Source organism: Pseudomonas khavaziana (genome assembly GCF_019145205.1).
Lineage (GTDB): Bacteria > Pseudomonadota > Gammaproteobacteria > Pseudomonadales > Pseudomonadaceae > Aquipseudomonas > Aquipseudomonas khavaziana.
The window spans coordinates 488,345-510,419 of record NZ_JAHSTT010000005.1; the positions used below are offsets into that span (position 1 = coordinate 488,345).

Annotated in this window: 16 protein-coding genes; 14 read left to right on the plus strand and 2 right to left on the minus strand. The window is 60.6% G+C overall.

Going from position 1 to position 22,075, the window contains the following annotated elements; all coding sequences use genetic code 11:
• Nucleotides 1–234: 234 nt before the first annotated feature.
• The 7 genes from acs to argR all read left to right on the plus strand — a co-directional run bounded on the left by acs (nucleotide 235) and on the right by argR (nucleotide 8,233).
• Entirely contained in the window at nucleotides 235–2,190 is a 1,956-nt protein-coding gene (gene acs, locus KVH01_RS15820) for an acetate--CoA ligase (protein ID WP_043050340.1), read from the plus strand.
• Nucleotides 2,191–2,866: 676 nt separating this feature from the next.
• Complete coding sequence (locus KVH01_RS15825) at nucleotides 2,867–3,652, plus strand: ABC transporter substrate-binding protein (RefSeq protein WP_043050341.1); 786 nt, start codon at nucleotides 2,867–2,869, stop codon at nucleotides 3,650–3,652.
• A 91-nt stretch (nucleotides 3,653–3,743) separates the two neighbouring features.
• Nucleotides 3,744–4,433, plus strand: coding sequence for an ABC transporter permease (locus tag KVH01_RS15830; protein ID WP_003193627.1), 690 nt, complete (start codon nucleotides 3,744–3,746; stop codon nucleotides 4,431–4,433).
• Complete coding sequence (locus KVH01_RS15835) at nucleotides 4,430–5,128, plus strand: ABC transporter permease (protein WP_124401645.1); 699 nt, start codon at nucleotides 4,430–4,432, stop codon at nucleotides 5,126–5,128. The genes KVH01_RS15830 and KVH01_RS15835 overlap by 4 nt, the downstream gene beginning before the upstream one ends.
• 1 nt (nucleotide 5,129) lies before the next feature.
• Nucleotides 5,130–6,242, plus strand: coding sequence for a succinylglutamate desuccinylase/aspartoacylase family protein (locus KVH01_RS15840; RefSeq protein ID WP_217882013.1), 1,113 nt, complete (start codon nucleotides 5,130–5,132; stop codon nucleotides 6,240–6,242).
• Nucleotides 6,243–6,269: 27 nt separating this feature from the next.
• Nucleotides 6,270–7,034, plus strand: a complete 765-nt coding sequence (locus KVH01_RS15845) for an ABC transporter ATP-binding protein (RefSeq protein ID WP_003214336.1) — start codon at nucleotides 6,270–6,272, stop codon at nucleotides 7,032–7,034.
• A gap of 218 nt (nucleotides 7,035–7,252) precedes the next feature.
• Nucleotides 7,253–8,233 (plus strand): transcriptional regulator ArgR, encoded by a 981-nt coding sequence (gene argR / locus KVH01_RS15850; protein WP_217882014.1) that lies wholly within the window; start codon nucleotides 7,253–7,255, stop codon nucleotides 8,231–8,233.
• Here the strand turns inward: argR and KVH01_RS15855 are convergent, their stop codons facing one another.
• Nucleotides 8,234–13,258: a leucine-rich repeat domain-containing protein gene (locus tag KVH01_RS15855; RefSeq protein ID WP_217882015.1), complete on the minus strand. Its 5,025-nt coding sequence runs from the start codon at nucleotides 13,256–13,258 to the stop codon at nucleotides 8,234–8,236.
• A gap of 302 nt (nucleotides 13,259–13,560) precedes the next feature.
• On the opposite strand from KVH01_RS15855, the gene KVH01_RS15860 reads away from it, so the two are divergent.
• From KVH01_RS15860 to astE, 7 genes are all read left to right on the plus strand, one after another.
• On the plus strand, nucleotides 13,561–14,781 hold the full coding sequence (locus tag KVH01_RS15860; RefSeq protein ID WP_217882016.1) for an aspartate aminotransferase family protein: 1,221 nt from the start codon (nucleotides 13,561–13,563) through the stop codon (nucleotides 14,779–14,781).
• 197 nt (nucleotides 14,782–14,978) lie between these two features.
• The gene (gene aruF / locus KVH01_RS15865; RefSeq protein ID WP_043050346.1) at nucleotides 14,979–15,998 is read left to right on the plus strand and encodes an arginine/ornithine succinyltransferase subunit alpha; all 1,020 of its coding nucleotides are present in this window, start codon (nucleotides 14,979–14,981) and stop codon (nucleotides 15,996–15,998) included.
• 59 nt (nucleotides 15,999–16,057) lie between these two features.
• Nucleotides 16,058–17,083 carry an arginine N-succinyltransferase gene (astA, locus tag KVH01_RS15870; protein ID WP_217882017.1) on the plus strand — a complete coding sequence of 342 codons (1,026 nt, stop codon included), beginning with the start codon at nucleotides 16,058–16,060 and terminating at the stop codon, nucleotides 17,081–17,083.
• Complete coding sequence (gene astD / locus KVH01_RS15875; RefSeq protein WP_217882036.1) at nucleotides 17,080–18,549, plus strand: succinylglutamate-semialdehyde dehydrogenase; 1,470 nt, start codon at nucleotides 17,080–17,082, stop codon at nucleotides 18,547–18,549. The genes astA and astD overlap by 4 nt, the downstream gene beginning before the upstream one ends.
• 155 nt (nucleotides 18,550–18,704) lie before the next feature.
• Complete coding sequence (gene astB, locus KVH01_RS15880) at nucleotides 18,705–20,051, plus strand: N-succinylarginine dihydrolase (RefSeq protein ID WP_217882018.1); 1,347 nt, start codon at nucleotides 18,705–18,707, stop codon at nucleotides 20,049–20,051.
• Nucleotides 20,052–20,074: 23 nt separating this feature from the next.
• The gene (locus KVH01_RS15885; RefSeq protein ID WP_003214319.1) at nucleotides 20,075–20,365 is read left to right on the plus strand and encodes a hypothetical protein; all 291 of its coding nucleotides are present in this window, start codon (nucleotides 20,075–20,077) and stop codon (nucleotides 20,363–20,365) included.
• A gap of 11 nt (nucleotides 20,366–20,376) precedes the next feature.
• Nucleotides 20,377–21,381: a succinylglutamate desuccinylase gene (gene astE / locus KVH01_RS15890; protein ID WP_217882019.1), complete on the plus strand. Its 1,005-nt coding sequence runs from the start codon at nucleotides 20,377–20,379 to the stop codon at nucleotides 21,379–21,381.
• Between the two features lie 131 nt (nucleotides 21,382–21,512).
• Here the strand turns inward: astE and KVH01_RS15895 are convergent, their stop codons facing one another.
• On the minus strand, nucleotides 21,513–22,022 hold the full coding sequence (locus tag KVH01_RS15895) for a 6,7-dimethyl-8-ribityllumazine synthase (protein WP_217882020.1): 510 nt from the start codon (nucleotides 22,020–22,022) through the stop codon (nucleotides 21,513–21,515).
• Nucleotides 22,023–22,075: the final 53 nt, after the last annotated feature.

Consider the following 22,075-nt stretch of genomic DNA (forward strand, 5'->3'; position numbering starts at 1 on the left):
ATATTCATATACCCGTGCTTTTGATAAACACCTTTGGCGGTTTTTGTAACAATCGGTCGATCAAAGTTTTTTCAGTCACCCGCAAAGCGCCACAGGCTGCGGGCCAGAGCGGTAACCCGGCATAGCAGGGCAATTTGTAGGGTCTTGTTACTACCATCGTCGAATGGTTCTATAGGCCCACCCCGGCTACAACAGGGGCCATACAACAACAACTATGTCACCGAGGTAAGAAAGATGAGTGCGGCTTCCCTGTACCCCGTTCGCCCCGAAGTAGCAGCCAACACGCTGACCGACGAGGCAACCTACAAGGCCATGTACCAGCAGTCGGTGGTCAACCCCGATGGCTTCTGGCGTGAGCAAGCCAAGCGCCTTGACTGGGTCAAGCCTTTCACCGCGGTGAAGCAGACCTCGTTCGACGACCACCATGTCGACATCAAGTGGTTTGCCGATGGCACCTTGAACGTTTCCTACAATTGCCTGGACCGTCACCTCGCCGAACGTGGCGACCAGATCGCGATCATCTGGGAGGGCGATGACCCTGCCGAGAGCCGCAATATCACCTACCGCGAGCTGCATGAAGAAGTCTGCAAGTTCGCCAACGCACTGCGTGGCCAGGATGTGCACCGCGGCGACGTGGTGACTATCTATATGCCGATGATCCCCGAAGCCGTGGTCGCCATGCTGGCCTGTACCCGCATCGGTGCGATCCACTCGGTGGTGTTCGGCGGTTTTTCCCCGGAAGCCCTGGCCGGTCGCATCATCGACTGTAAGTCGAAGGTAGTGATCACCGCCGACGAAGGCATCCGCGCCGGTAAGAAGATTCCTCTGAAGGCCAACGTCGACGACGCTCTGACCAACCCGGAAACCAGCAGCATCCAGAAGGTCATCGTGTGCAAGCGCACCAATGGTGCGATCAAGTGGAACCAGCATCGCGACATCTGGTATGAAGACCTGATGAAAGTGGCGGGCACCGTGTGCGCGCCCAAAGAAATGGGCGCCGAAGAAGCGCTGTTCATCCTTTATACATCCGGTTCCACCGGCAAGCCTAAGGGCGTGCAGCACACCACCGGCGGCTACTTGCTGTATGCAGCCCTGACCCACGAGCGTGTGTTCGACTACCGCCCAGGCGAAATCTACTGGTGCACCGCCGACGTCGGTTGGGTCACCGGCCACACCTATATTGTCTACGGCCCTCTGGCCAATGGCGCGACCACGCTGCTGTTCGAAGGTGTGCCGAACTACCCGGACATCACCCGGGTGGCGAAGATTGTCGACAAGCACAAGGTCAATATCCTCTACACCGCTCCGACCGCGATCCGCGCCATGATGGCTTCCGGCACTGCCGCCTGCGAAGGCGCCGACGGCAGCAGCCTGCGCCTGCTCGGTTCGGTGGGCGAGCCGATCAACCCGGAAGCCTGGGACTGGTACTACAAGAACGTCGGCCAATCCCGTTGCCCGATCGTCGACACCTGGTGGCAGACCGAAACCGGCGGCAACATGATGAGCCCGCTGCCGGGCGCCCATGCGCTCAAGCCGGGTTCGGCGGCACGCCCGTTCTTTGGCGTGGTGCCGGCGTTGGTGGATAACCTGGGCAACCTGATCGAAGGCGCCGCCGAAGGCAACCTGGTGATCCTCGATTCGTGGCCGGGCCAGGCGCGTACGCTGTACGGCGACCATGACCGCTTCGTCGATACCTATTTCAAGACCTTCCGTGGCATGTACTTCACCGGTGACGGTGCCCGTCGTGACGAGGACGGTTACTACTGGATCACCGGGCGTGTGGATGACGTGTTGAACGTGTCCGGCCACCGCATGGGCACTGCCGAGATCGAGAGCGCCATGGTCGCCCACCCGAAAGTCGCCGAGGCGGCGGTGGTGGGTGTGCCGCATGACATCAAGGGGCAGGGCATCTATGTGTACGTCACCCTGATCGGTGGCGAGGAGCCAAGCGAGCAGTTGCGCCTGGAACTGAAGAACTGGGTGCGCAAGGAAATCGGCCCGATTGCTTCGCCGGATGTGATCCAGTGGGCGCCGGGGCTGCCGAAGACGCGTTCGGGGAAAATCATGCGGCGCATCCTGCGCAAGATCGCCACGGCTGAATATGACGGGTTGGGGGATATCTCCACCCTGGCCGATCCAGGGGTGGTGGCGCATTTGATTGAGACGCACAAGACCATGAACGTCGCGTAAGGCGTAGTTGGTGGGACACAGCCCCATTCGGTGTGAGCCGGGTGGGGCTTTTTAATGAGGTCTTGAAACTAACAAGAAACCAATGTGGGCTTGCTCCCGATTGCGGTGGGTCAGTGCCAGATATACCGGCTGACCCGCCGCTATCGGGAGCAAGCCCCCTCCCACATTTGGATTGCACTCCATGGCGAGCGTTGATGACGCATAACCACCAAACCAATAAATATCGATTTCCACGGTAGGACGTTTCAGAATGTTACCGCCAGGCGCAAATGTGTAACCCCCCGGCCAAACCTGGGGCATTGCACCACGCCTGCGCTCCTAAAAACCGCGCTTTAGACACCCCAATAAATAAGATTAAACGCCACACTTGCCGTGCCAGAAGGGTTTGCGAATAATAGGCCCGCAATTTGCAGTACCAATGGGTTTAATATCTTTTGTCTCTGCACAAAATCCAGAGGCTGTCAATGAGCTGGAACCGCTTTCTCAGTGCTTCTGTAAATAGTTGTCGCATTGAGGAAATATCGGCTTCCGGCCTGTCGTTAGAATGCCGATCACTCGCTCGTCGTCGCAGGTGTCGCCCGCGCAGGACGCAGCACCGCTATTCGGTTACACCTTCGCCGCATCGTGGGCCATGGCTCATACTGCTGTTTTTGCCCTATACCGATGGAGTCCCAAGATGAAGAAACTCGTGCTGTTGGGCGCCCTGGCGCTGTCCGTGCTGTCCATGCAGGCTTTCGCCGAAGGCAAGCCACTGAAAATTGGTATCGAAGCGGCTTACCCTCCGTTTGCCTCGAAGGCGCCGGATGGCAGCATCGTCGGTTTTGACTACGACATCGGCAACGCGCTGTGCAAGCAGATGGACGTGAAATGCACCTGGGTCGAGCAGGAATTCGATGGCCTGATCCCGGCGCTGAAAGTGCGCAAGATCGACGCAATCCTGTCGTCCATGTCCATCACTGATGACCGCAAGAAGTCTGTGGACTTCACTACCCGCTACTACCTGTCCCCAGCGCGCCTGGTGATGAAGGAAGGCACCACCGTCAGCGACAGCCTGGATGAATTGAAGGGCAAGAAGATCGGTGTGCAGCGCGGTTCCATCCACGACCGTTTCGCCCGTGAAGTCCTGGCGCCAAAAGGTGCGGATATCAAGGGTTACAGCACCCAGAACGAAATCTACCTGGACGTTGCTGCCGGTCGTCTTGACGGTACCGTGGCTGACGCTACCTTGCTGCAGGACGGTTTCCTGAAAACCGACGCCGGCAAAGGCTACGCGTTTGTAGGCCCGTCGTTCACCGAAGCCAAATACTTCGGCGACGGTATTGGTATCGCCGTGCGTAAAGGCGACAAGGAAAACCTTGAGCGTATCAACGCAGCGATTGCCGCGATCCGCGCCAACGGCGAATACAAGAAAATCCAGGACAAGTACTTCGATTTCGATATTTACGGTGCTGATGCCAAGTAAATAGTCGCAGCTGTCTGTCCGAAATGGCGCAAGCAACAGTCATCCTGAAGTTTGCGCCATTTTTTCATCCCCCTTTTCGAGGACCTGAATCATGTTGAAAGGCTACGGGGCCGTTATCCTCGATGGCGCATGGTTGACGCTTCAGCTCGCCTTGTCGTCCATGGCCTTGGCCATTGTTCTGGGTCTGATCGGGGTCGCGTTACGCCTGTCGCCGGTGCGCTGGCTGGCTTGGCTGGGTGACTTGTACTCCACGGTGATCCGCGGGATACCCGACCTGGTGCTGATCCTGCTGATTTTCTATGGCGGCCAGGACTTGCTTAACCGCGTCGCGCCGCTACTGGGCTTTGACGACTATATCGACTTGAACCCCCTGGCCGCCGGTATCGGCACCCTGGGTTTCATCTTCGGCGCCTATCTTTCGGAAACCTTCCGTGGCGCCTTCATGGCCATTCCCAAGGGCCAGGCCGAAGCCGGCCTGGCGTATGGCATGAGCAGCTTCCAGGTGTTTTTCCGGGTGATGGTGCCGCAGATGATTCGGCTGGCGATCCCCGGGTTTACCAACAACTGGCTGGTATTGACCAAGGCCACCGCGCTGATTTCGGTGGTGGGTTTGCAAGACATGATGTTCAAGGCCAAGCAGGCGGCAGATGCCACCCGCGAGCCTTTTACCTTCTTCCTCGCAGTGGCGGCGATGTACCTGGTGATCACCAGCGTGTCGTTGCTGGCCTTGCGTTACCTCGAGAAGCGCTACTCGGTAGGCGTAAGGGCGGCTGATCTATGATCTTCGACTACAACGTCATCTGGGAGGCCATGCCGCTGTACGTTGGCGGCTTGCTGACCACCCTGAAACTGCTGGCCATCTCGCTGTTCTTCGGTTTGCTCGCGGCCTTGCCCCTGGGCCTGATGCGGGTGTCCAAGCAGCCGATCGTCAACGGCGCGGCCTGGCTCTACACCTACGTGATTCGCGGCACGCCGATGCTGGTGCAGCTGTTTTTGATCTACTACGGCCTGGCCCAGTTCGAAGCGGTACGCGAGAGCTTCCTGTGGCCGCTGTTGTCCAGCGCGACCTTCTGCGCGTGCCTGGCCTTTGCGATCAACACCAGCGCCTACACTGCCGAGATCATTGCCGGCAGCCTCAAGGCCACGCCTAACGGTGAGATCGAAGCGGCCAAGGCGATGGGTATGTCGCGCTACAAACTGTACCGCCGGATCCTGCTGCCGTCGGCCCTGCGCCGCGCGCTGCCGCAGTACAGCAACGAAGTGATCATGATGCTGCAGACCACCAGCCTGGCCTCCATCGTGACCCTGATCGACATCACCGGTGCCGCGCGCACGGTGAACGCCCAGTACTACCTGCCGTTTGAAGCCTATATCACCGCTGGTGTGTTCTACCTGTGCCTGACCTTTATCCTGGTGCGCCTGTTCAAGTTGGCCGAGCGCCGCTGGCTGAGCTACCTGGCTCCACGGAAGCACTGATATGGAACGTATTGATCATCTGTTGCCCTGGGGCCACCTGGGCTGCGAGCGCCAGCTGAGCGTGTTCCGCTTCGGCAGTGGCGAGCGCAAGGCCTATATCCAGGCCAGCCTGCATGCCGATGAGTTGCCGGGTATGCGCGCCGCCTGGGAGCTGAAAAAACGCCTCACAGAGCTGGAACAGCAGGGCGCCCTTAACGGCGTGATCGAGTTGGTGCCGGTGGCAAACCCGATGGGCCTTGGCCAGTTGTTGCAGGGCAGCCACCAGGGGCGTTTCGAGGTAGGCAGCGGCAAGAACTTCAATCGCGACTTCGTTGAGTTGAGTGAGCCGGTCGGCGCATTGCTGCAAGGCAAACTGGGTGACGACCCACACGCCAACGTGCGCATGATCCGCCAGGCCATGAGCGATACGCTCAGCGCCTTGCCCGAGCCGAGCAGCCAATTGCAGGGCATGCAGCGCATCCTGCTCAGCCACGCCTGTACCGCTGACATAGTGCTCGACCTGCATTGCGACGCCGAAGCGGCGTTGCACATGTACGCGCTGCCCCAGCACTGGCCGCAGTGGCGCTCGTTGTCGGCACATTTGAATGTAAAGGTCGGCCTGCTGGCGGAAGATTCCGGTGGCAGCTCGTTTGATGAGGCGTGCTCGTTGCCTTGGCTGCGTTTGTCCCGGGCGTTCCCCGAGGCGCAGATTCCGTTGGCGTGCCTGGCCACGACCTTGGAACTGGGCGGCCAGGCCGACACCGGGCGCGATGAAGCCATCTTCCACGCCGAAGGCATCCTGGCGTTTCTCGCCGAACAGGGGCTGATCAAGGGAGAGTGGCCTGCGCCGCAACACGAACCCTGTGAAGGCGTGCCCTTCGAAGGCACCGAATTGCTCTTTGCACCCCACGCCGGGGTGATCAGCTACCTGCGCAAGGCCGGTGACTGGGTGGAAAGTGGCGAGCCGATTTTTGAAGTGATTGATCCCCTGGAAGACCGCGTCAGCATTATCTGCGCTGGCACCTCGGGGGTGTTGTTTGCCGTTGAACGGCTACGTTATGCCCAAGCGGGTTTCTGGCTGGCCAAGGTGGCGGGGCGCGAAGCGCTGCGTCACGGGCGCTTGCTCAACGACTGACCACCTGTTTTTGTGAGAACCGACCGCATGTACAAACTTGAAGTCCAAGACCTGCATAAACGCTATGGCAGTCATGAAGTGCTCAAAGGGGTGTCCCTGGCCGCCGCGGCCGGTGATGTGATCAGCATCATCGGCTCCAGTGGTTCGGGCAAAAGTACCTTTTTGCGCTGCATCAACCTGCTGGAGCAGCCCCATGCCGGCAAGATTCTGCTCAATAACGAAGAGCTGAAACTGGTGGCCAATAAGGACGGCGCGATGAAGGCAGCCGACCCCAAGCAACTGCAACGCATGCGTTCGCGCCTCTCCATGGTGTTCCAGCATTTCAACCTGTGGTCGCACATGACCGCGCTTGAAAACGTGATGGAAGCGCCAGTGCATGTGCTCGGCATGTCGAAGAAAGACGCCCGTGAAAAAGCCGAACACTATCTGGCCAAGGTCGGTGTAGGCCATCGCAAGGATGCGTTCCCTGGGCATATGTCCGGCGGCGAGCAACAGCGCGTGGCGATCGCCCGTGCCCTGGCGATGGAGCCGGAGGTGATGCTGTTCGACGAGCCGACCTCGGCGCTCGACCCTGAGTTGGTGGGCGAAGTGCTCAAGGTCATGCAGGACCTGGCCCAGGAAGGCCGCACCATGGTGGTGGTGACCCATGAGATGGGCTTTGCCCGTGAAGTGTCGAACCAGTTGGTGTTCTTGCACAAAGGCATTGTTGAAGAGCGCGGCAATCCGCGGGAAGTGCTGGTCAATCCCCAGTCCGAGCGTCTCCAGCAGTTCCTCTCCGGTAGCTTGAAATAATCAAGACTGCCACTCAACCCCTGTAGGAGCGAGCTTGCTCGCGAAGATCGTCAACGATAACGCGGGAAGCCTGATACCCGGCGGCGTTCTAAGGTTTTTCGCGAGCAAGCTCGCTCCTACAGGAGAGCAGGTCTTCATTGTTTTTGAGATTTGTGTTGGTTTACGGGCTAGCATTGGCCCACGGCTTCTTTCACTGTTTTCGCTTCGGATAGCACTCCATGACCGCCCACAAAATTGGTTTCCTGATTTGGCCCAGCACAAAAGCACTCACGCTTGCGCTGGCTGAGGAGGCCTTGCGCGTTGCCCAGCGGGTGCATCCGGACGTGGTCTACGAGCTGTCGTTCCTGCTCGCCGAGCCGGCCGCCCCAGGGGCCTGGCAACTGCCCGGCGAGCCATGGGCCGGTAAGCTCGAGGGCTTCCAGAAGCTGTTCCTGCTGGCGGACGAACCCCCTACCGTCATTGCGTCCCAACTCGGCACTGCACTCAAGCAGCTTGTCCGTGCCGGGTGTGTGATCGGTGGTTTGTCTGCCGGTGTCTACCCGCTGGCCCAGCTGGGTTTGCTCGACGGCTACCGCGCCGCCGTGCACTGGCGCTGGCAGGACGATTTTGCCGAGCGCTTCCCCAAGGTCATCGCTACCAGCCATCTGTTCGACTGGGACCGTGATCGCCTTACTGCCTGCGGTGGCATGTCGGTGCTTGACCTGCTGCTTGCGGTGCTGGCCCGTGACCACGGCGCCGAGTTGGCCGGTGCGGTGTCGGAAGAACTGGTAGTGGAGCGCATCCGTGAGGGCGGCGAGCGCCAGCGCATTCCGCTGCAAAACCGCCTGGGTTCCAGCCATCCGAAGCTGACCCAGGCAGTGCTGCTGATGGAGGCGAATATCGAAGAGCCGTTGACCACCGACGAAATCGCCCAGCACGTATGTGTATCGCGACGACAACTTGAACGGATCTTCAAGCAATACCTCAATCGCGTCCCCAGTCAGTACTACCTGGAGCTGCGCCTGAACAAGGCCCGCCAGATGCTGATGCAAACCAGCAAGTCGATCATCCAGATCGGCCTGTCCTGTGGCTTCTCTTCGGGGCCGCACTTCTCCAGCGCCTATCGCAATTTCTTCGGCGCCACCCCGCGTGAAGATCGTAACCAACGCCGCAGCAGCAGCCCCTTCGAACTGTCCTCGGTGCCTTCCGAGCGCGGTTGATCACTCCTCCATCGGCGGCGGTGTTTCTACCACCAGGGGCACGCCTTGCGCGTCGACGGTGGCTTCTGTCACTTGAAAGTCTATGCCAGTGCGCACGTAGTGCTGTCGCAGATAATCCAGGCTCTGGGGCGACAAGGGGTTGCCGCTGAAATCACAGTCTTCACTGTAGGGTGTGGTCGACTCCAGCAGATCGGCCGGAATTTCGCTGATCAGGTTATTGCTCAGGTCTATCGTATGCAGCTCGGGGAGTTGGAATAGCCCGTGTGGCACTTCGTTGATCTGCGTGTTGCCCAGGTAGAGCGCGCCCAAGTGGTTGAGCCCACTGACATTCGGGGCGACCACCAGCCGGTTGTTTCGCAGGCTCAGAAACCCCAGGTTGGGTACGTTATCCAGCACGTTTACGTCCGTCGGGGTCAGGGTGACCTCGCAGTGCTCAAGGCTCAGGGTGGTGAGCCCGGGCATTTGGCCAACGGCGTCGGGGATCTTGCCCAGGGTGCACCGGCTGAGTATCAGGGTTTGCAGTTTGGGGAAGCAGCGCAGGGTTCCGTCGACACCATTGGTAAGGCCGTTGCCGATGAGTTCCAGGGAGGTCACATGATCAAACCGGGCGTGCAATTGCGGCAGTGGGCCCATGGTGCTGGTCTCGATCACCACTGCGTGGGTGAATTGCTCCTCCAGGTTTTCCTCGTCCTGTTCGCTTTCGCGGCGCCAGGCATCTTCCAGCAAGCTTTTGAAGCGTCGGCGCGCCAGTTGCTCCTCGGCGGCGGTTTGTTCGTCGAGGCTGATGTCCAGGATTGGGTGGCGAGCCGGTACGTCCAGGGCCCACTGCTGCAGGTCGGTGTCCAGTTGCGCGTATTCGGCTTCCAGGCGGGCCAGGGCAGGGGCGATGTCGGCCATGGTCCCGGGCAGGCGAAAGAGAAAGTGATCGGCTTCGGCCTCGAGAAAGGTCGGGTACAACTGCAGGACCCTGGCGCGCTCCGCGCTGGGCGCCTGAGCGGTGAATGACTCATTGTAGTTCTGGGCATAGCGCTTGATCTGTTCCAGGGCCGGCGGTTTCAGCTCGTTGCCGGACAGATCGAAACCATGTGCGATGTCGGGCGTCAGGCTGAACAGGCCCAGGGGCAATTCGGTGATGCGGTTGTTGTTCAGCCACGCGGCCTTCAGACGAGGGCGGCTCAGCAGGCCGTTGGGCAAGCGCTCGATCTGTGTGTTTGATAAGTCCAGCAGTGTCAGGTCGGGCATGCCCTCGACATCCGGTATCAAACCCAGGGGGTTTTGGTGCAGATCCAGCGAATTCAAACCCTTCATCGCGTTCAACTGCGCATGGCTTTGCCCGGTCAGGGTTATGTTGCAGTCGTCCAGAGTCAGGCTGTTCAGCCTGGGCATTGTGAAGATCGGGGGCGGCAGGTCGCCAAGTGGGATATTGCGCAGTTCCAGGCTGCGCAGCCAGGGGAAATTGCGCAAGAGAGTTTCGACGCCTTCCAGGCCGCTGCCGCCGGCCACCGATAGCAGTGACACATGACGAAAGGCTGTGCCCAGTTCGGGCAGGCTGGTTAATAGCGGGGCGTGAAGCCTCAGCGTAAAACCGTCCAGCTCGGTGTTCATGAAGTAGTCATCCCGCTCGGTTTCCCGGCGCCAGCATTGTTCCAGCTGGTCGGCGATCAGACGGCGCGTATGGGTTTCGTAATAGCGTTGCTCGGCAGGCAGATGCGTCGGGATGGCGGCCTGCCACGCCTGCAGGTTGTTGCGCAGCGTCTGGCGCTCTGCGCGCAGCAGGCCGAGTTGGTTGGGGGCTCCGCCTGGCAGAGATTGCATATGTTCGAGCACGGCCTGTATCTGGTCATCGTCCAGTTGAGGAAACAGCTCGCGCAATCGTTCGGCGGCTGTGGGCAACCTGTCGCCCAGGGCGGGCTGGGCGCGATAGCCGTCCATACCGCCCAGCAGCTTCATGGTCTGCGGGTCATAGTAAGGTTTGCGCACGGGGTCGGCGGCAAGCAGCTCGCGCAGTGTGTTCCGCATGATGGGATGGCGCAGGAGGCGCTCGCGCAGTCGTGAACCGGAGCCTGATTCTATCCGGATGGTATTGCGCTGGGCCTCTGGCAGGGCGCTCAGGATGGCCGCGTACAGGTCGGACGGAGGTGACAACGCGTCGCTGCCGTTGTAGGGCGTGTATTGGCCATTATCGTTGCGTACCAGGGTGCGTACTTGCGACGCCTCGGGGTCGCCGATGCGGTCGCGCACGGGGCCATCGACGCTGTAGTTGCGTACCTCCAGGCGCAATGACTGCAACCCTCCCGGCAGTTGGGTCAAGGAGTGCAAGGCCAGGCGCTCGCTGTCCCAGGTCGAGGCGCCGAAGTGCAAGGCTTCGAAAGCACGGCACACCCGCACTTCGGCCTGCGCACTGCGTGCCAGTAGCCGGAGGCGCAATGGCGTTTGCTGGTTGCCCAGCGCTTGCAGCTCTTCGACGGTAGCGTTCTCCAGCAGGGCTTGCGCGACTTTAGCGGGCAGCCCAGGGGCGGCATCGATCAGGCGCTGGACTCGTGGGTTATGAGTGGCTTGCAGGGTGCCGTAGTGGGACTCGAACAGCCCCGCACGTTTCTCCTTGGCGGTGGCCGCGAGCTTCTTGCGCAGATGGCTGGCGCGTGTCTCCAGGCTCAGGCTTGTATCGCCAACAGGGGCACCGTAGGCCTCGGCGGCGTCCTGGGCAGGCAAGTGCTTGAGGATGGCCTTGAGCAGGTCACCGTTGTTCAACTGGCTTTCAGGAATGCGGATGACGGGCATTTGCTCGTCGCCAAAGGTCCAGGCTGTGTTGCCCTGCCCATCGATAAATTGCAGGCAGTGACGGTGCGGCCAGTCGCCGTAGCTGGTGAGCAATTGCAGGATGGCTTGCGGGTCAACGCGGCCATATTGCGCGGGGTCATCGCTGGCGAGCCGCGTGATCAGGTTTTGAATCTCGCGGTCGACCCGCAGCCGGTCCAGGGTGTCGAGCAGCAGCGCCGGAGGTGCTTCGCCGTTGACGTGCATTTTGCGCAGCACGTCCGGGTCTACACCACTGATGTTCAGCGCCAGGGCCTGGTCGGCGTCACTGAGCCCATCCACCGGATGGCCCAGGCGCTGCAGCAGGGTTTTTTGGTCCCACCGCAACGGGGCTTCCAGTTCTGTGTGCCAGGCGCCGTGGCCGTTGTGGCGTACCCACGGGCGATAGGCTTCGGGGCGGGACGGGTGTTGCAGATGCAGCGTGGAAGACACCGGGTCTTTTTCCACCGCATAGATTTTTCCATCCAGCGCCAGCAGCTTCTTGCGCTGGTAGGGGTACAGCCCAGTCGGCTCGCGGTAGCTGCCAGGCGGCACGCTGATGGCGTGTTCGTAGGTACTGAGGTCGGGTTTCCAGTAACGGACCTGGCCCTTGGGCAGTCGCACTGGCGTAAAGCGGTCAATGAAGGCGATGACGCTCTGGGGCAGGGCCTTGCGAAACTCAGTGATGGCGATCTGGCCGCCCACGGCGAAGGCGCCCAATTGCACCAGTGCCTCGACCACTCCCAATAGGTGCCCTGCAGCCTCGGTGCCCAAGCCTTCGGCCCAGTCGATGACGCCTTCGAACACCTCATCCAGCAGTTGATAAACCATGTAGCCCATCATCAATTCACCGGCGAAGGGCACGAAGGGGGCGACGATCAACGCGGCCGCATTCAGGATCGAGGACGCGACATTCACGAATGAATCCCACAGCGCCCAGCGCGCCTTGCGGTCGGCGCTTGCCGTGCTGACGGCGGTGCTGCGCGCGTCGTTGAGTAGTTGATTGAGCCTACGCTGGTACTGATGTCGCCAAAAGTCGCTGCCGCCAGGGGTCGCGACAAAGCGCACGCGGGGGTTGTCGGTTGGGGTCTGGCGCCAGCTTGGCTGGCTGCTGCCGGCCTCGGGCGGATGCCAGGTGACCTGGCCGAGCAGTTGGCTGAGGTTGGCGAAGAAATGCCCGCGTTGTTCATGGGGTACAAACCGGCTGAAAAAGCGTTGGTACTGTTCATCGCGCAGTTGGCGCACCAGTTCTTTTTGCATCGCCTGGGACGAGGAGTATTCCTTGATCGGATGCTCGGGGTCGCCCGGCACATACGCCACCACCCGCGTCGCCGTGCGCGAGAGCTCAAGGTCAGGGGCGAACACGATGATGCCGGGCAGGCTTGCATCCATCAGTTTCAGATCGTGGTAGCGCAGCAATTGGCCGTTCAGGCGTAGCCCGCTCACGCCGTCGAGCAGGCCTTGGATCAGGCGCTGGTAGCCGGGCTGGATGTCACCTGTGATCAATGCCCATTGCAGGGCGGCCTGCAGTTGGGCTTTCTGGCTGCGTTCGACTTTCAGGCGCAAGGCGGCTTCGGCCACCGGTTCGTTCAAGCCCAATTGTTCTCGCAGGTAAACCGCATACAGGGCACCGATGTCGAGATCCCGGCACAACTGGATGAAGGCGCTGATCGACAGTACGCGCTTGATGGCCGGCAAGGTGTCGAAGTGGCCTCTGGCATCAGGGCGGGTGATAAAGGTCGAAACGGCTTCATGGGCGTCGGCCTGGGTTTCCTTGTGTTCGAAGTTGTGCAGCGCAGCGTCCAGCAGGGACACGGTCCAGGTGCGGGCGGCCCCCGAACGGATGGGAAAGCCGGGAATGGTCTGCGGGATGTACAGGCGCAGGAAGGTTTCGCGTACATCCAGCTCCAGGCCGAATTGGGTCTTGAGGGCCAGGGTGAGAATCGGCTCGGCAAAGTCCTTGGCGCTCAACAGGCCGGCCAGTGCTTTTTCAACGCTGTTTTGCGCCTCCCAGTGAGCGGTGGCCAGCTGCTTGAGCTCGTCCTGGCTGACCAAGGAGGCGTCGCGCAATGCTGGCGGCAGGCTTGGAGGCACCAGCCCCAGTGCTTCGCGACGGCGTAGAGAGGTCTCGCCCAGCCAGCGCGGAATCGCATTTATCAGCGGTTCATAGTGGCTGTCGGGCTGGGACGAGGGACTGGTGTGCGGAGTAGGTTCTGCAGAGTCAGGCATGGTGCCAATCCTTGTGCGTGGTAAAGCACCAGTAAATCGGCGCACGAGGAGGCGGGGGGGCTACTGGGTTATTGCAACGAGCGCGGCGTGATCTGTTTTTTGGGTGTCCTGCCGAAACAAGCTGTGCTGGTTTACACTGCGCCATTGCGACGCAATATGTCGCATTGCCGTAAACCCGCGTAAAACCGGGGTTGGCGCTATAAGAAGTTGTCGCTTGGCGGCAAGGTGGCGCTGAAAACTGTCCTTACAATCCCTGCATCGCCCGCCAGTTCCAGGCAGGCGTTCCTCTTCAGGAGACTCCGATGTCCGTTGAGCAAGCCCCGGTGCAACGTGCCGATTTCGACCAGGTCATGGTGCCCAACTATGCACCTGCCGCCTTCATCCCCGTACGTGGCGCAGGTTCACGCGTCTGGGACCAGGCCGGTCGCGAGCTGATCGACTTTGCCGGCGGCATCGCGGTTAATGTATTGGGCCACGCCCATCCGGCGCTGGTCGGTGCACTGACCGAACAGGCCAACAAGCTATGGCATGTCTCCAATGTGTTCACCAATGAGCCGGCCCTGCGCCTGGCGCATAAGCTGATCGACGCCACTTTTGCCGAACGTGTGTTCTTCTGCAACTCCGGCGCCGAGGCCAACGAGGCCGCGTTCAAGCTGGCCCGTCGCGTGGCGTTCGACCGTTTCGGCAGCGAGAAGTACGAGATCATCGCTGCGCTGAACAGCTTCCACGGCCGTACCCTGTTCACCGTCAATGTCGGCGGTCAGTCGAAGTATTCTGACGGCTTCGGGCCTAAAATTACCGGGATTACCCACGTTCCTTATAACGACCTCGCTGCATTGAAAGCCGCCGTGTCGGACAAGACCTGTGCCGTGGTGCTGGAGCCGATCCAGGGTGAAGGCGGTGTGCTGCCGGCTGAACTGGCTTACCTGCAAGGTGCCCGTGAGCTGTGCGACGCCAACAACGCACTGCTGGTATTCGATGAAGTACAAACCGGCATGGGCCGCAGCGGTCATCTGTTCGCCTATCAGCACTACGGTGTTGTGCCGGACATCCTCACCAGCGCCAAGAGCCTGGGCGGCGGTTTTCCGATTGCGGCCATGCTCACCCGTGAAGACCTGGCCAAGCACCTGGTGGTCGGTACCCACGGCACCACCTACGGCGGCAACCCGCTGGCGTGCGCGGTGGCCGAAGCGGTGATCGACGTGATCAACACTCCCGAGGTGCTGGCTGGCGTCAACGCCAAGCACGACCTGTTCAAGGCGCGCCTGGAGCAGATAGGCAAGCAGTACGGCATCTTTACCGAAGTGCGCGGCATGGGCCTGCTGATCGGTTGCGTGCTGAGCGATGCGTTCAAGGGCAAGGCCAAGGACGTGTTCAACGCCGCCGAGAAACAGAACCTGATGATTCTGCAAGCCGGCCCGGACGTGGTGCGTTTTGCGCCAAGCCTGGTGGTGGAAGAGGCGGATATCAACGAAGGCCTGGATCGTTTTGAGCGTGCTGTAAAAGCATTGACGCAAGCCTGATTGGCCTGATCGGGCCAAATGTAGGAGGGGGCTTGCCCTCGATAGCGGTGGATCAGTCACTTGATTCATCAACTGACACACTGCTATCGGGGGCAAGCCCCCTCCCACATTGGAATTAGCCTTACTTGGGGATAGGTGTTGTTTTCAGGCCTGTCCGGTATTTTTTCCTATGAGTTTTCGAGTTAAGGAGTGACACCATGCTGGTGATGCGCCCCGCGCAAATGGCTGACCTGGGCGAGGTACAGCGTCTGGCTGCGGACAGCCCGATTGGTGTCACCTCCTTGCCGGATGATGTGGAACGCTTGAGCGACAAGATCGCCGCCAGCGAAGCCTCCTTCGCGGCCGAGGTGAGTTTCAACGGCGAAGAAAGCTATTTTTTCGTGCTCGAAGATACCGAGACCGGCAAGCTCGCCGGCTGTTCTGCGATCGTCGCCTCGGCCGGTTACTCCGAGCCGTTCTACAGTTTCCGTAATGAAACCTTCGTGCACGCCTCCCGCGAGTTGAAGATCCACAACAAGATCCACGTGCTTTCCCAGTGCCACGACCTCACCGGCAACAGCCTGCTCACCAGTTTCTATGTGGTGCCTGAGCTGGTGGGGTCGCCGTGGTCGGAACTCAATTCCCGCGGCCGCCTGCTGTTTGTCGCCAGCCACCCCGAGCGCTTTGCCGATTCGGTGGTGACCGAGATTGTCGGCTACAGCGACGAGAACGGTGATTCGCCATTCTGGGATGCCATCGGCCGCAACTTCTTCGACCTCAACTACGCCGCCGCCGAGCGCCTGTGCGGGTTGAAAAGCCGGACCTTCCTCGCCGAGCTGATGCCCCATTACCCGATCTACGTACCGCTGCTGCCGGACGCGGCCCAGGAAGCCATGGGCCAGGTGCACCCGCGTGCGCAGATCACCTTCGATATCCTCATGCGTGAAGGCTTCGAGACCGATCACTACATCGACATCTTCGACGGTGGTCCGACCTTGCACGCAAAGGTTTCGGGCATCCGCTCGATTGCCCAGAGCCGCGTGGTGCCGGTGAAAGTCGGCGAGATGATCAAGGGCGTCGGCCGCCAGTATCTGGTGAGCAACGCGCAGTTGCAGGACTACCGTGCGGTGATGTTGGAACTGGACTACGCACCGGGCAAACCGGTGATTCTGGACCTTGCAACCGCCGAGGCCCTGGGCGTCGGCGAAGGCGCGAGTGTGCGTCTGGTTGCAGTTTAAGCGCCGGTATAAACAGAGTTTCGCGGGTGGCTGTAAAGCGACCCGTTCGAGGAGATAGCATGATCGTTCGTCCCGTACGCAGCAGCGATTTACCGGCCCTGATTGATCTGGCGCGCAGCACCGGCACCGGCCTTACCACCTTGCCGGCCAACGAAGAGCGCCTGACCCACCGGGTTGGCTGGGCGGAAAAAACCTTTCGCGGCGATGCCGGGCGCGGCGATGCCGACTACCTGTTCGTGCTGGAGAACGACGAAGGCCGTGTGGTCGGTATCTCCGCCATCGCAGGCGCCGTTGGCCTGCGTGAGCCCTGGTACAACTTCCGGGTGGGGCTGACTGTCAGCGCGTCCCAGGAACTGAATATCTACCGTGAGATTCCGACGCTGTTCCTGGCCAACGACCTCACCGGCAATTCCGAATTGTGCTCATTGTTTCTGCATGCCGATTACCGCAACGGCCTCAACGGCCGCATGCTGGCCAAGGCACGTATGTTGTTTATTGCCGAATTCCCGCAACTGTTCGGCAACAAGATCATTGCCGAGATGCGCGGAGTGTCCAACGACGCCGGACGTTCGCCGTTCTGGGAAAGCCTGGGTCGGCACTTCTTCAAGATGGAGTTCAGCCAGGCCGACTACCTCACTGGCGTGGGCAACAAGGCATTTATCGCCGAGCTGATGCCGAAGTTTCCGTTGTACAGCTGCTTTCTTTCCGAGGACGCACGCAATGTGATCGGCAAGGTGCATCCGGACACCGAACCGGCGCTGAGCATGCTCAAAAGCGAAGGCTTCAGCTACCAGGGCTATGTCGATATTTTTGACGCTGGCCCGGCGGTGGAATGTGAGACCAGCAAAATCCGCGCGGTGCGCGACAGCCAGTCACTGGTATTGGCCATCGGCACGCCGGGGGACGACGCCACGCCGTTCCTGATTCATAACCGCAAGCGTGAAGAGTGCCGTATTACCGCCGCTCCAGCTCGCCTGGCCGCAGGCACCCTGGTGGTCGATCCGCAGACCGCCAAGCGCCTGCAGCTGGTGGTGGGTGATCAAGTGCGTGCTGTTGCGTTGTCCGCTGCTCGGGAGTCGAAATAATGAATTCGTTGTATATCGCAGGTAGCTGGCTGGCCGGCCAGGGTGAACTGTTTGAATCGCGCAACCCGGTGACCCAGGCGGTGCTGTGGGCCGGCAATGGCGCCAGCGTCGAACAGGTCGAGTCCGCCGTGCAGGCCGCGCGCCAGGCATTCCCGGCCTGGGCCAGGCGCCCGCTGGAAGAACGCATCAGTGTGCTGGAAACGTTCGCCGCTACTCTGAAAAGCCGCGCCGATGAAATCGCCCGCTGCATCGGTGAGGAGACCGGCAAGCCGCTGTGGGAGTCGGCCACTGAAGTCACCAGCATGGCCAACAAGATCGCGATCTCGGTACAGAGCTACCGCGAGCGTACCGGCGAGAAGAGCGGCCCCCTGGGCGACGCCACTGCCGTGTTGCGCCACAAACCTCACGGCGTGGTGGCGGTGTTTGGTCCTTACAACTTCCCTGGGCACTTGCCCAACGGCCATATCGTCCCGGCGTTGCTGGCGGGCAATACCGTGCTGTTCAAGCCGAGCGAGCTGACCCCGAAAGTCGCCGAGCTGACTGTGCAGTGCTGGGTCGAAGCCGGTTTGCCGGCGGGTGTGTTGAACTTGCTGCAAGGCGCGCGGGAAACTGGCATCGCCCTGGCGGCCAACCCGGGCATCGACGGCCTGTTCTTCACTGGCTCCAGCCGCACCGGCAATCATCTGCACCAGCAGTTCTCCGGGCGCCCGGACAAGATCCTGGCCCTGGAAATGGGCGGCAACAACCCGCTGGTCGTGGACGAAGTGGCCGATGTGGATGCGGCGGTCTACACCATCATCCAGTCGGCGTTCATCTCGGCGGGCCAACGTTGCACTTGCGCCCGTCGCTTGCTGGTGCCGCAAGGCGCCTGGGGCGATGCGTTGCTGGCACGGCTGGTGGCGGTCAGCGCGAGCATTGAAGTGGGCGCATTCGACCAGCAACCGGCACCGTTCATGGGCTCGGTGATTTCCCTGGCGGCGGCCAAAGCGCTGATGGAAGCGCAGGAACTGATGCTGGCCAATGGCGCGGTGGCGCTGCTGGAGATGACCCAGCCACAGGATCAGGCGGCTCTGCTTACCCCAGGCATTATCGACGTAACTGGCGTGACCGAACGCGAAGACGAAGAACTGTTTGGCCCCCTGTTGCAGGTGATCCGCTACGCTGATTTTGCCGGGGCGATCGCCGAGGCCAACAACACTCAATACGGTTTGGCCGCTGGTTTGTTGTCGGATTCCGAAGCGCGTTACCAGCAGTTCTGGCTGGAAAGCCGCGCCGGCATCGTCAACTGGAACAAACAGTTGACCGGCGCCGCCAGCACCGCTCCATTTGGTGGGGTAGGGGCGTCGGGCAACCATCGCGCCAGTGCGTATTACGCGGCGGATTATTGCGCGTACCCGGTGGCGTCGCTGGAGACTCCAAGCCTGGTGGTTCCAGCCACGCTAACCCCCGGCATTACACTGATCTAATGTGGGAGGGGGCTTGCTCCCGATAGCTATCTATCAGTTGATCAATCAGGTGACTGACTTACTGCTATCGGGAGCAAGCCCTCTCCCACACCGGTTCAGGGGTGTATTCAAGTAATTTGATGCCTATAAAAACAGATGTTCGTGGAGCCTCGCCGATGAAATCCTATGAAGTCAATTTTGACGGTCTAGTGGGGCCGACCCATAACTACGGCGGTTTGTCCTACGGTAACGTCGCGTCCCAGAGCAACAGCCAGCAGTCTTCCAACCCGAAGGAAGCGGCGTTGCAGGGCCTGCAGAAGATGAAAGCCCTGATGGACATGGGCTTTGTGCAAGGTGTGTTGGCGCCTCAGGAGCGCCCGGATGTGATCGCCTTGCGCAACCTCGGTTTCAGCGGCAGCGACGCCCAGGTCATCCAGCAAGCGGCCAATCAGGCCATGCCGTTGCTGGTGGCCAGCTGCTCGGCATCCAGCATGTGGGTGGCCAACGCCGCAACCGTCAGCCCGAGCGCCGACACGGCAGATGGTCGCGTGCATTTCACCGCCGCGAACCTCAACTGTAAGTATCACCGCAGCATCGAACACCCCACCACCAGTCGCGTGCTGGGGGCGATGTTCGCCGATCAGAAACACTTCGCCCACCACGCCGCCTTGCCGGCGGTGGCACAGTTCGGCGATGAAGGTGCTGCCAACCACACACGTTTCTGCCGTGAGTACGGTGAAGCTGGCGTTGAGTTCTTTGTGTTTGGTCGCAGTGCGTTCGACACCCGTTATCCGGCCCCGCAAAAATACCCGGCGCGCCAGACCCTCGAAGCGTCCCAGGCCGTCGCGCGCCTGCACGGCCTGAAGGATAGCGGTGTGGTCTACGCCCAGCAGAATCCGGCGGTGATCGATGCCGGCGTGTTCCACAACGATGTCATCGCGGTGGGTAACGGCGAAATGCTGTTCTATCACGAGGACGCGTTCCTCAATACCGAACAAATGCTCGCCGAGCTGCACGGCAAGTTGGGCAAGCTGGGCGGTAATTTCCAATCCGTCTGCGTGCCCCGTGCACAGGTCAGTGTCGAGGACGCGGTGCGTTCCTACCTGTTCAACAGCCAGTTGCTGACCCGCCCTGACGGTTCGATGCTGCTGATTGTGCCGGAAGAGTGCCGCGCCAATGAGCGCGTGTGGCAATACCTGCAGGGCTTGACCGCCTCCGGTGGGATGATCCGCGAAGTCAAGGTCTTCGACCTCAAGCAAAGCATGCAGAACGGTGGCGGGCCGGCGTGCCTGCGTCTGCGCGTGGCGTTGAACGAAACCGAGCTGGCAGCGGTGAATCCAGGCGTTATCATGACCGCGCCGTTGTACGACACGCTGACCCAATGGGTCGACAAACACTACCGCGACAGTCTGCGCGAAACCGACCTGGCTGATCCGCAGTTGCTGCTTGAGTGCCGGACGGCACTGGATGAACTGACGCAAATCCTTAAACTGGGCTCGGTTTATCTTTTCCAGATCAATTAACGCCGTACGGCTGAGAACTATTTATGACCACCGACACCCTGAAACTGATCCTTGAAGACACCGACGGCACCCAGCTGGAAACGTCCTGCACTCGCGTTGCCGTGGTGTGGCAGGGCAAGGAGATCTGGATCCAGCACGACGGTCGCGGCCAGCTGCTGATCGGTGTGGATGTGGAAGAGGGCGATGCCGAATACGCCAACCTGCTGATGCGCCCATTGGCTACCAACCTGATGAGCCTGCAACTGGAAATGGAACCGGCCGACGTTGAAGGTGATGATGACGATCACGTCCATGGTCCTGGCTGCAACCACTAAGGAAGCTGCTTATGCTCGCCCTCGGCAAACTGCTTGAACTGACCCTCGCCGGTCGTGAACCGGCGCAAAAAATTCAACTGACTGTCGACGGCGTGCAGATGCGCTGGCTCAGTGAGGGCGCGCTTGAAGTACGCCCACCTGAGGCGCGTGACAATGGCAGCGACCTGCTGCTGTCGTCCGGCATTCATGGCAACGAAACCGCGCCGATCGAGTTGCTCGACCGACTGTTGCATGGCATTGCCCGCGGGGAGATCAAGCCCCGTACCCGTATTCTGTTCCTGTTCGGCAACCCCGAGGCCATGCGTCGCGGTGAGCGTTACCTCGAACTGGACGTCAACCGGCTGTTCAACGGCCGGCATGAAAAAAACATCGGCCCCGAAGCCATGCGTGCCGCCGAGCTTGAGCAGCTGGCCCGCAGCTTTTTCAGCCAGCCCGGCCGTTCACGCCTGCACTACGACCTGCATACCGCGATTCGCGGCTCGAAGATCGAGCAGTTTGCCCTCTACCCGTGGAAGGAGGGGCGCCAGCATTCACGTCGTGAACTGGAACGCCTGAGCGCAGCCGGGATGCAAGCGGTGTTGTTGCAGAACAAAACCTCGATCACCTTCACCGCCTATACCTACGAGCAGTTGGAAGCCGAGGCCTTCACCCTCGAACTGGGCAAGGCGCGGCCGTTCGGGCAGAACGAAGGCGTGGACGTGTCACGCCTGGAAACGCGCCTGAAGCAGATGATTGAGGGCAACGAGCCGGAGACTGACAGCCTGGATGGCTTGCAACTGTTTGCCGTGTCCCGTGAAGTCATCAAGCACAGCGATGCCTTCCTGATGCATCTGCCAGCAGATGTGGAAAATTTTTCGGAACTGGAAAAAGGCTACCTGCTGGCCGAAGACGTGGCCAAGACCCGCTGGGTGATCGAGGAGGAGGGCGCCCGCATCATCTTCCCCAACCCGAAGGTGAAGAATGGTCTGCGCGCCGGGATTCTTATCGTGCCTGCCACGGATGCCGGGTTGGCTTAAATCTTAAGCCCAGCCGGATCCAAATGTGGGAGGGGGCTTGCTCCCGATGACGGTGTATCAGTTCCAGATGAGCTGACTGACACTCTGTTATCGGGTTCAAGCCCCCTCCCACATTGTCTTTGCAGTGTTACTTAGACCGCTAGAGCGCGCGGCTCACTACGATGGATCGCCCGTACTTTGTGCAGGGTATCGGCGCACGTACGCGCAGCTTCCTGGCCCTTATGCACGAAGTGCTCGTAGAAGAACGTGGTGTGTTCGCTGCCGGCATGGAAGTGATGCGGCGTCAGGGACACCGAGAACACCGGCACTTCGGTTTCCAGTTGTACCTGCATCAGCCCGCTGACCACCGACTGTGCGACGAATTCGTGACGATAAATGCCGCCATCCACCACCAGGGCGGCGGCAACGATGCCGGCATAACGGCCGGTCTTGGCCAACAGCTTGGCGTGCAGGGGCAGTTCAAAGGCACCGCCGACTTCAAAGAAATCGATGTCCGACTCCTGGTAGCCCTGGGCGATCATTTCGGCGAGGAAGCCTTTGCGCGATTGGTCGACAATATCCTTGTGCCAGCAGGCCTGGATAAACGCTACGCGCTCGCCGTGATGGTTCTTGCTTTTGCTGTCGATTGCGGTGGGTTGCATGTTCTGACTCCTGTTTAAGAAAAAAACAGGGCGTTATGAATCGAATGGGATTT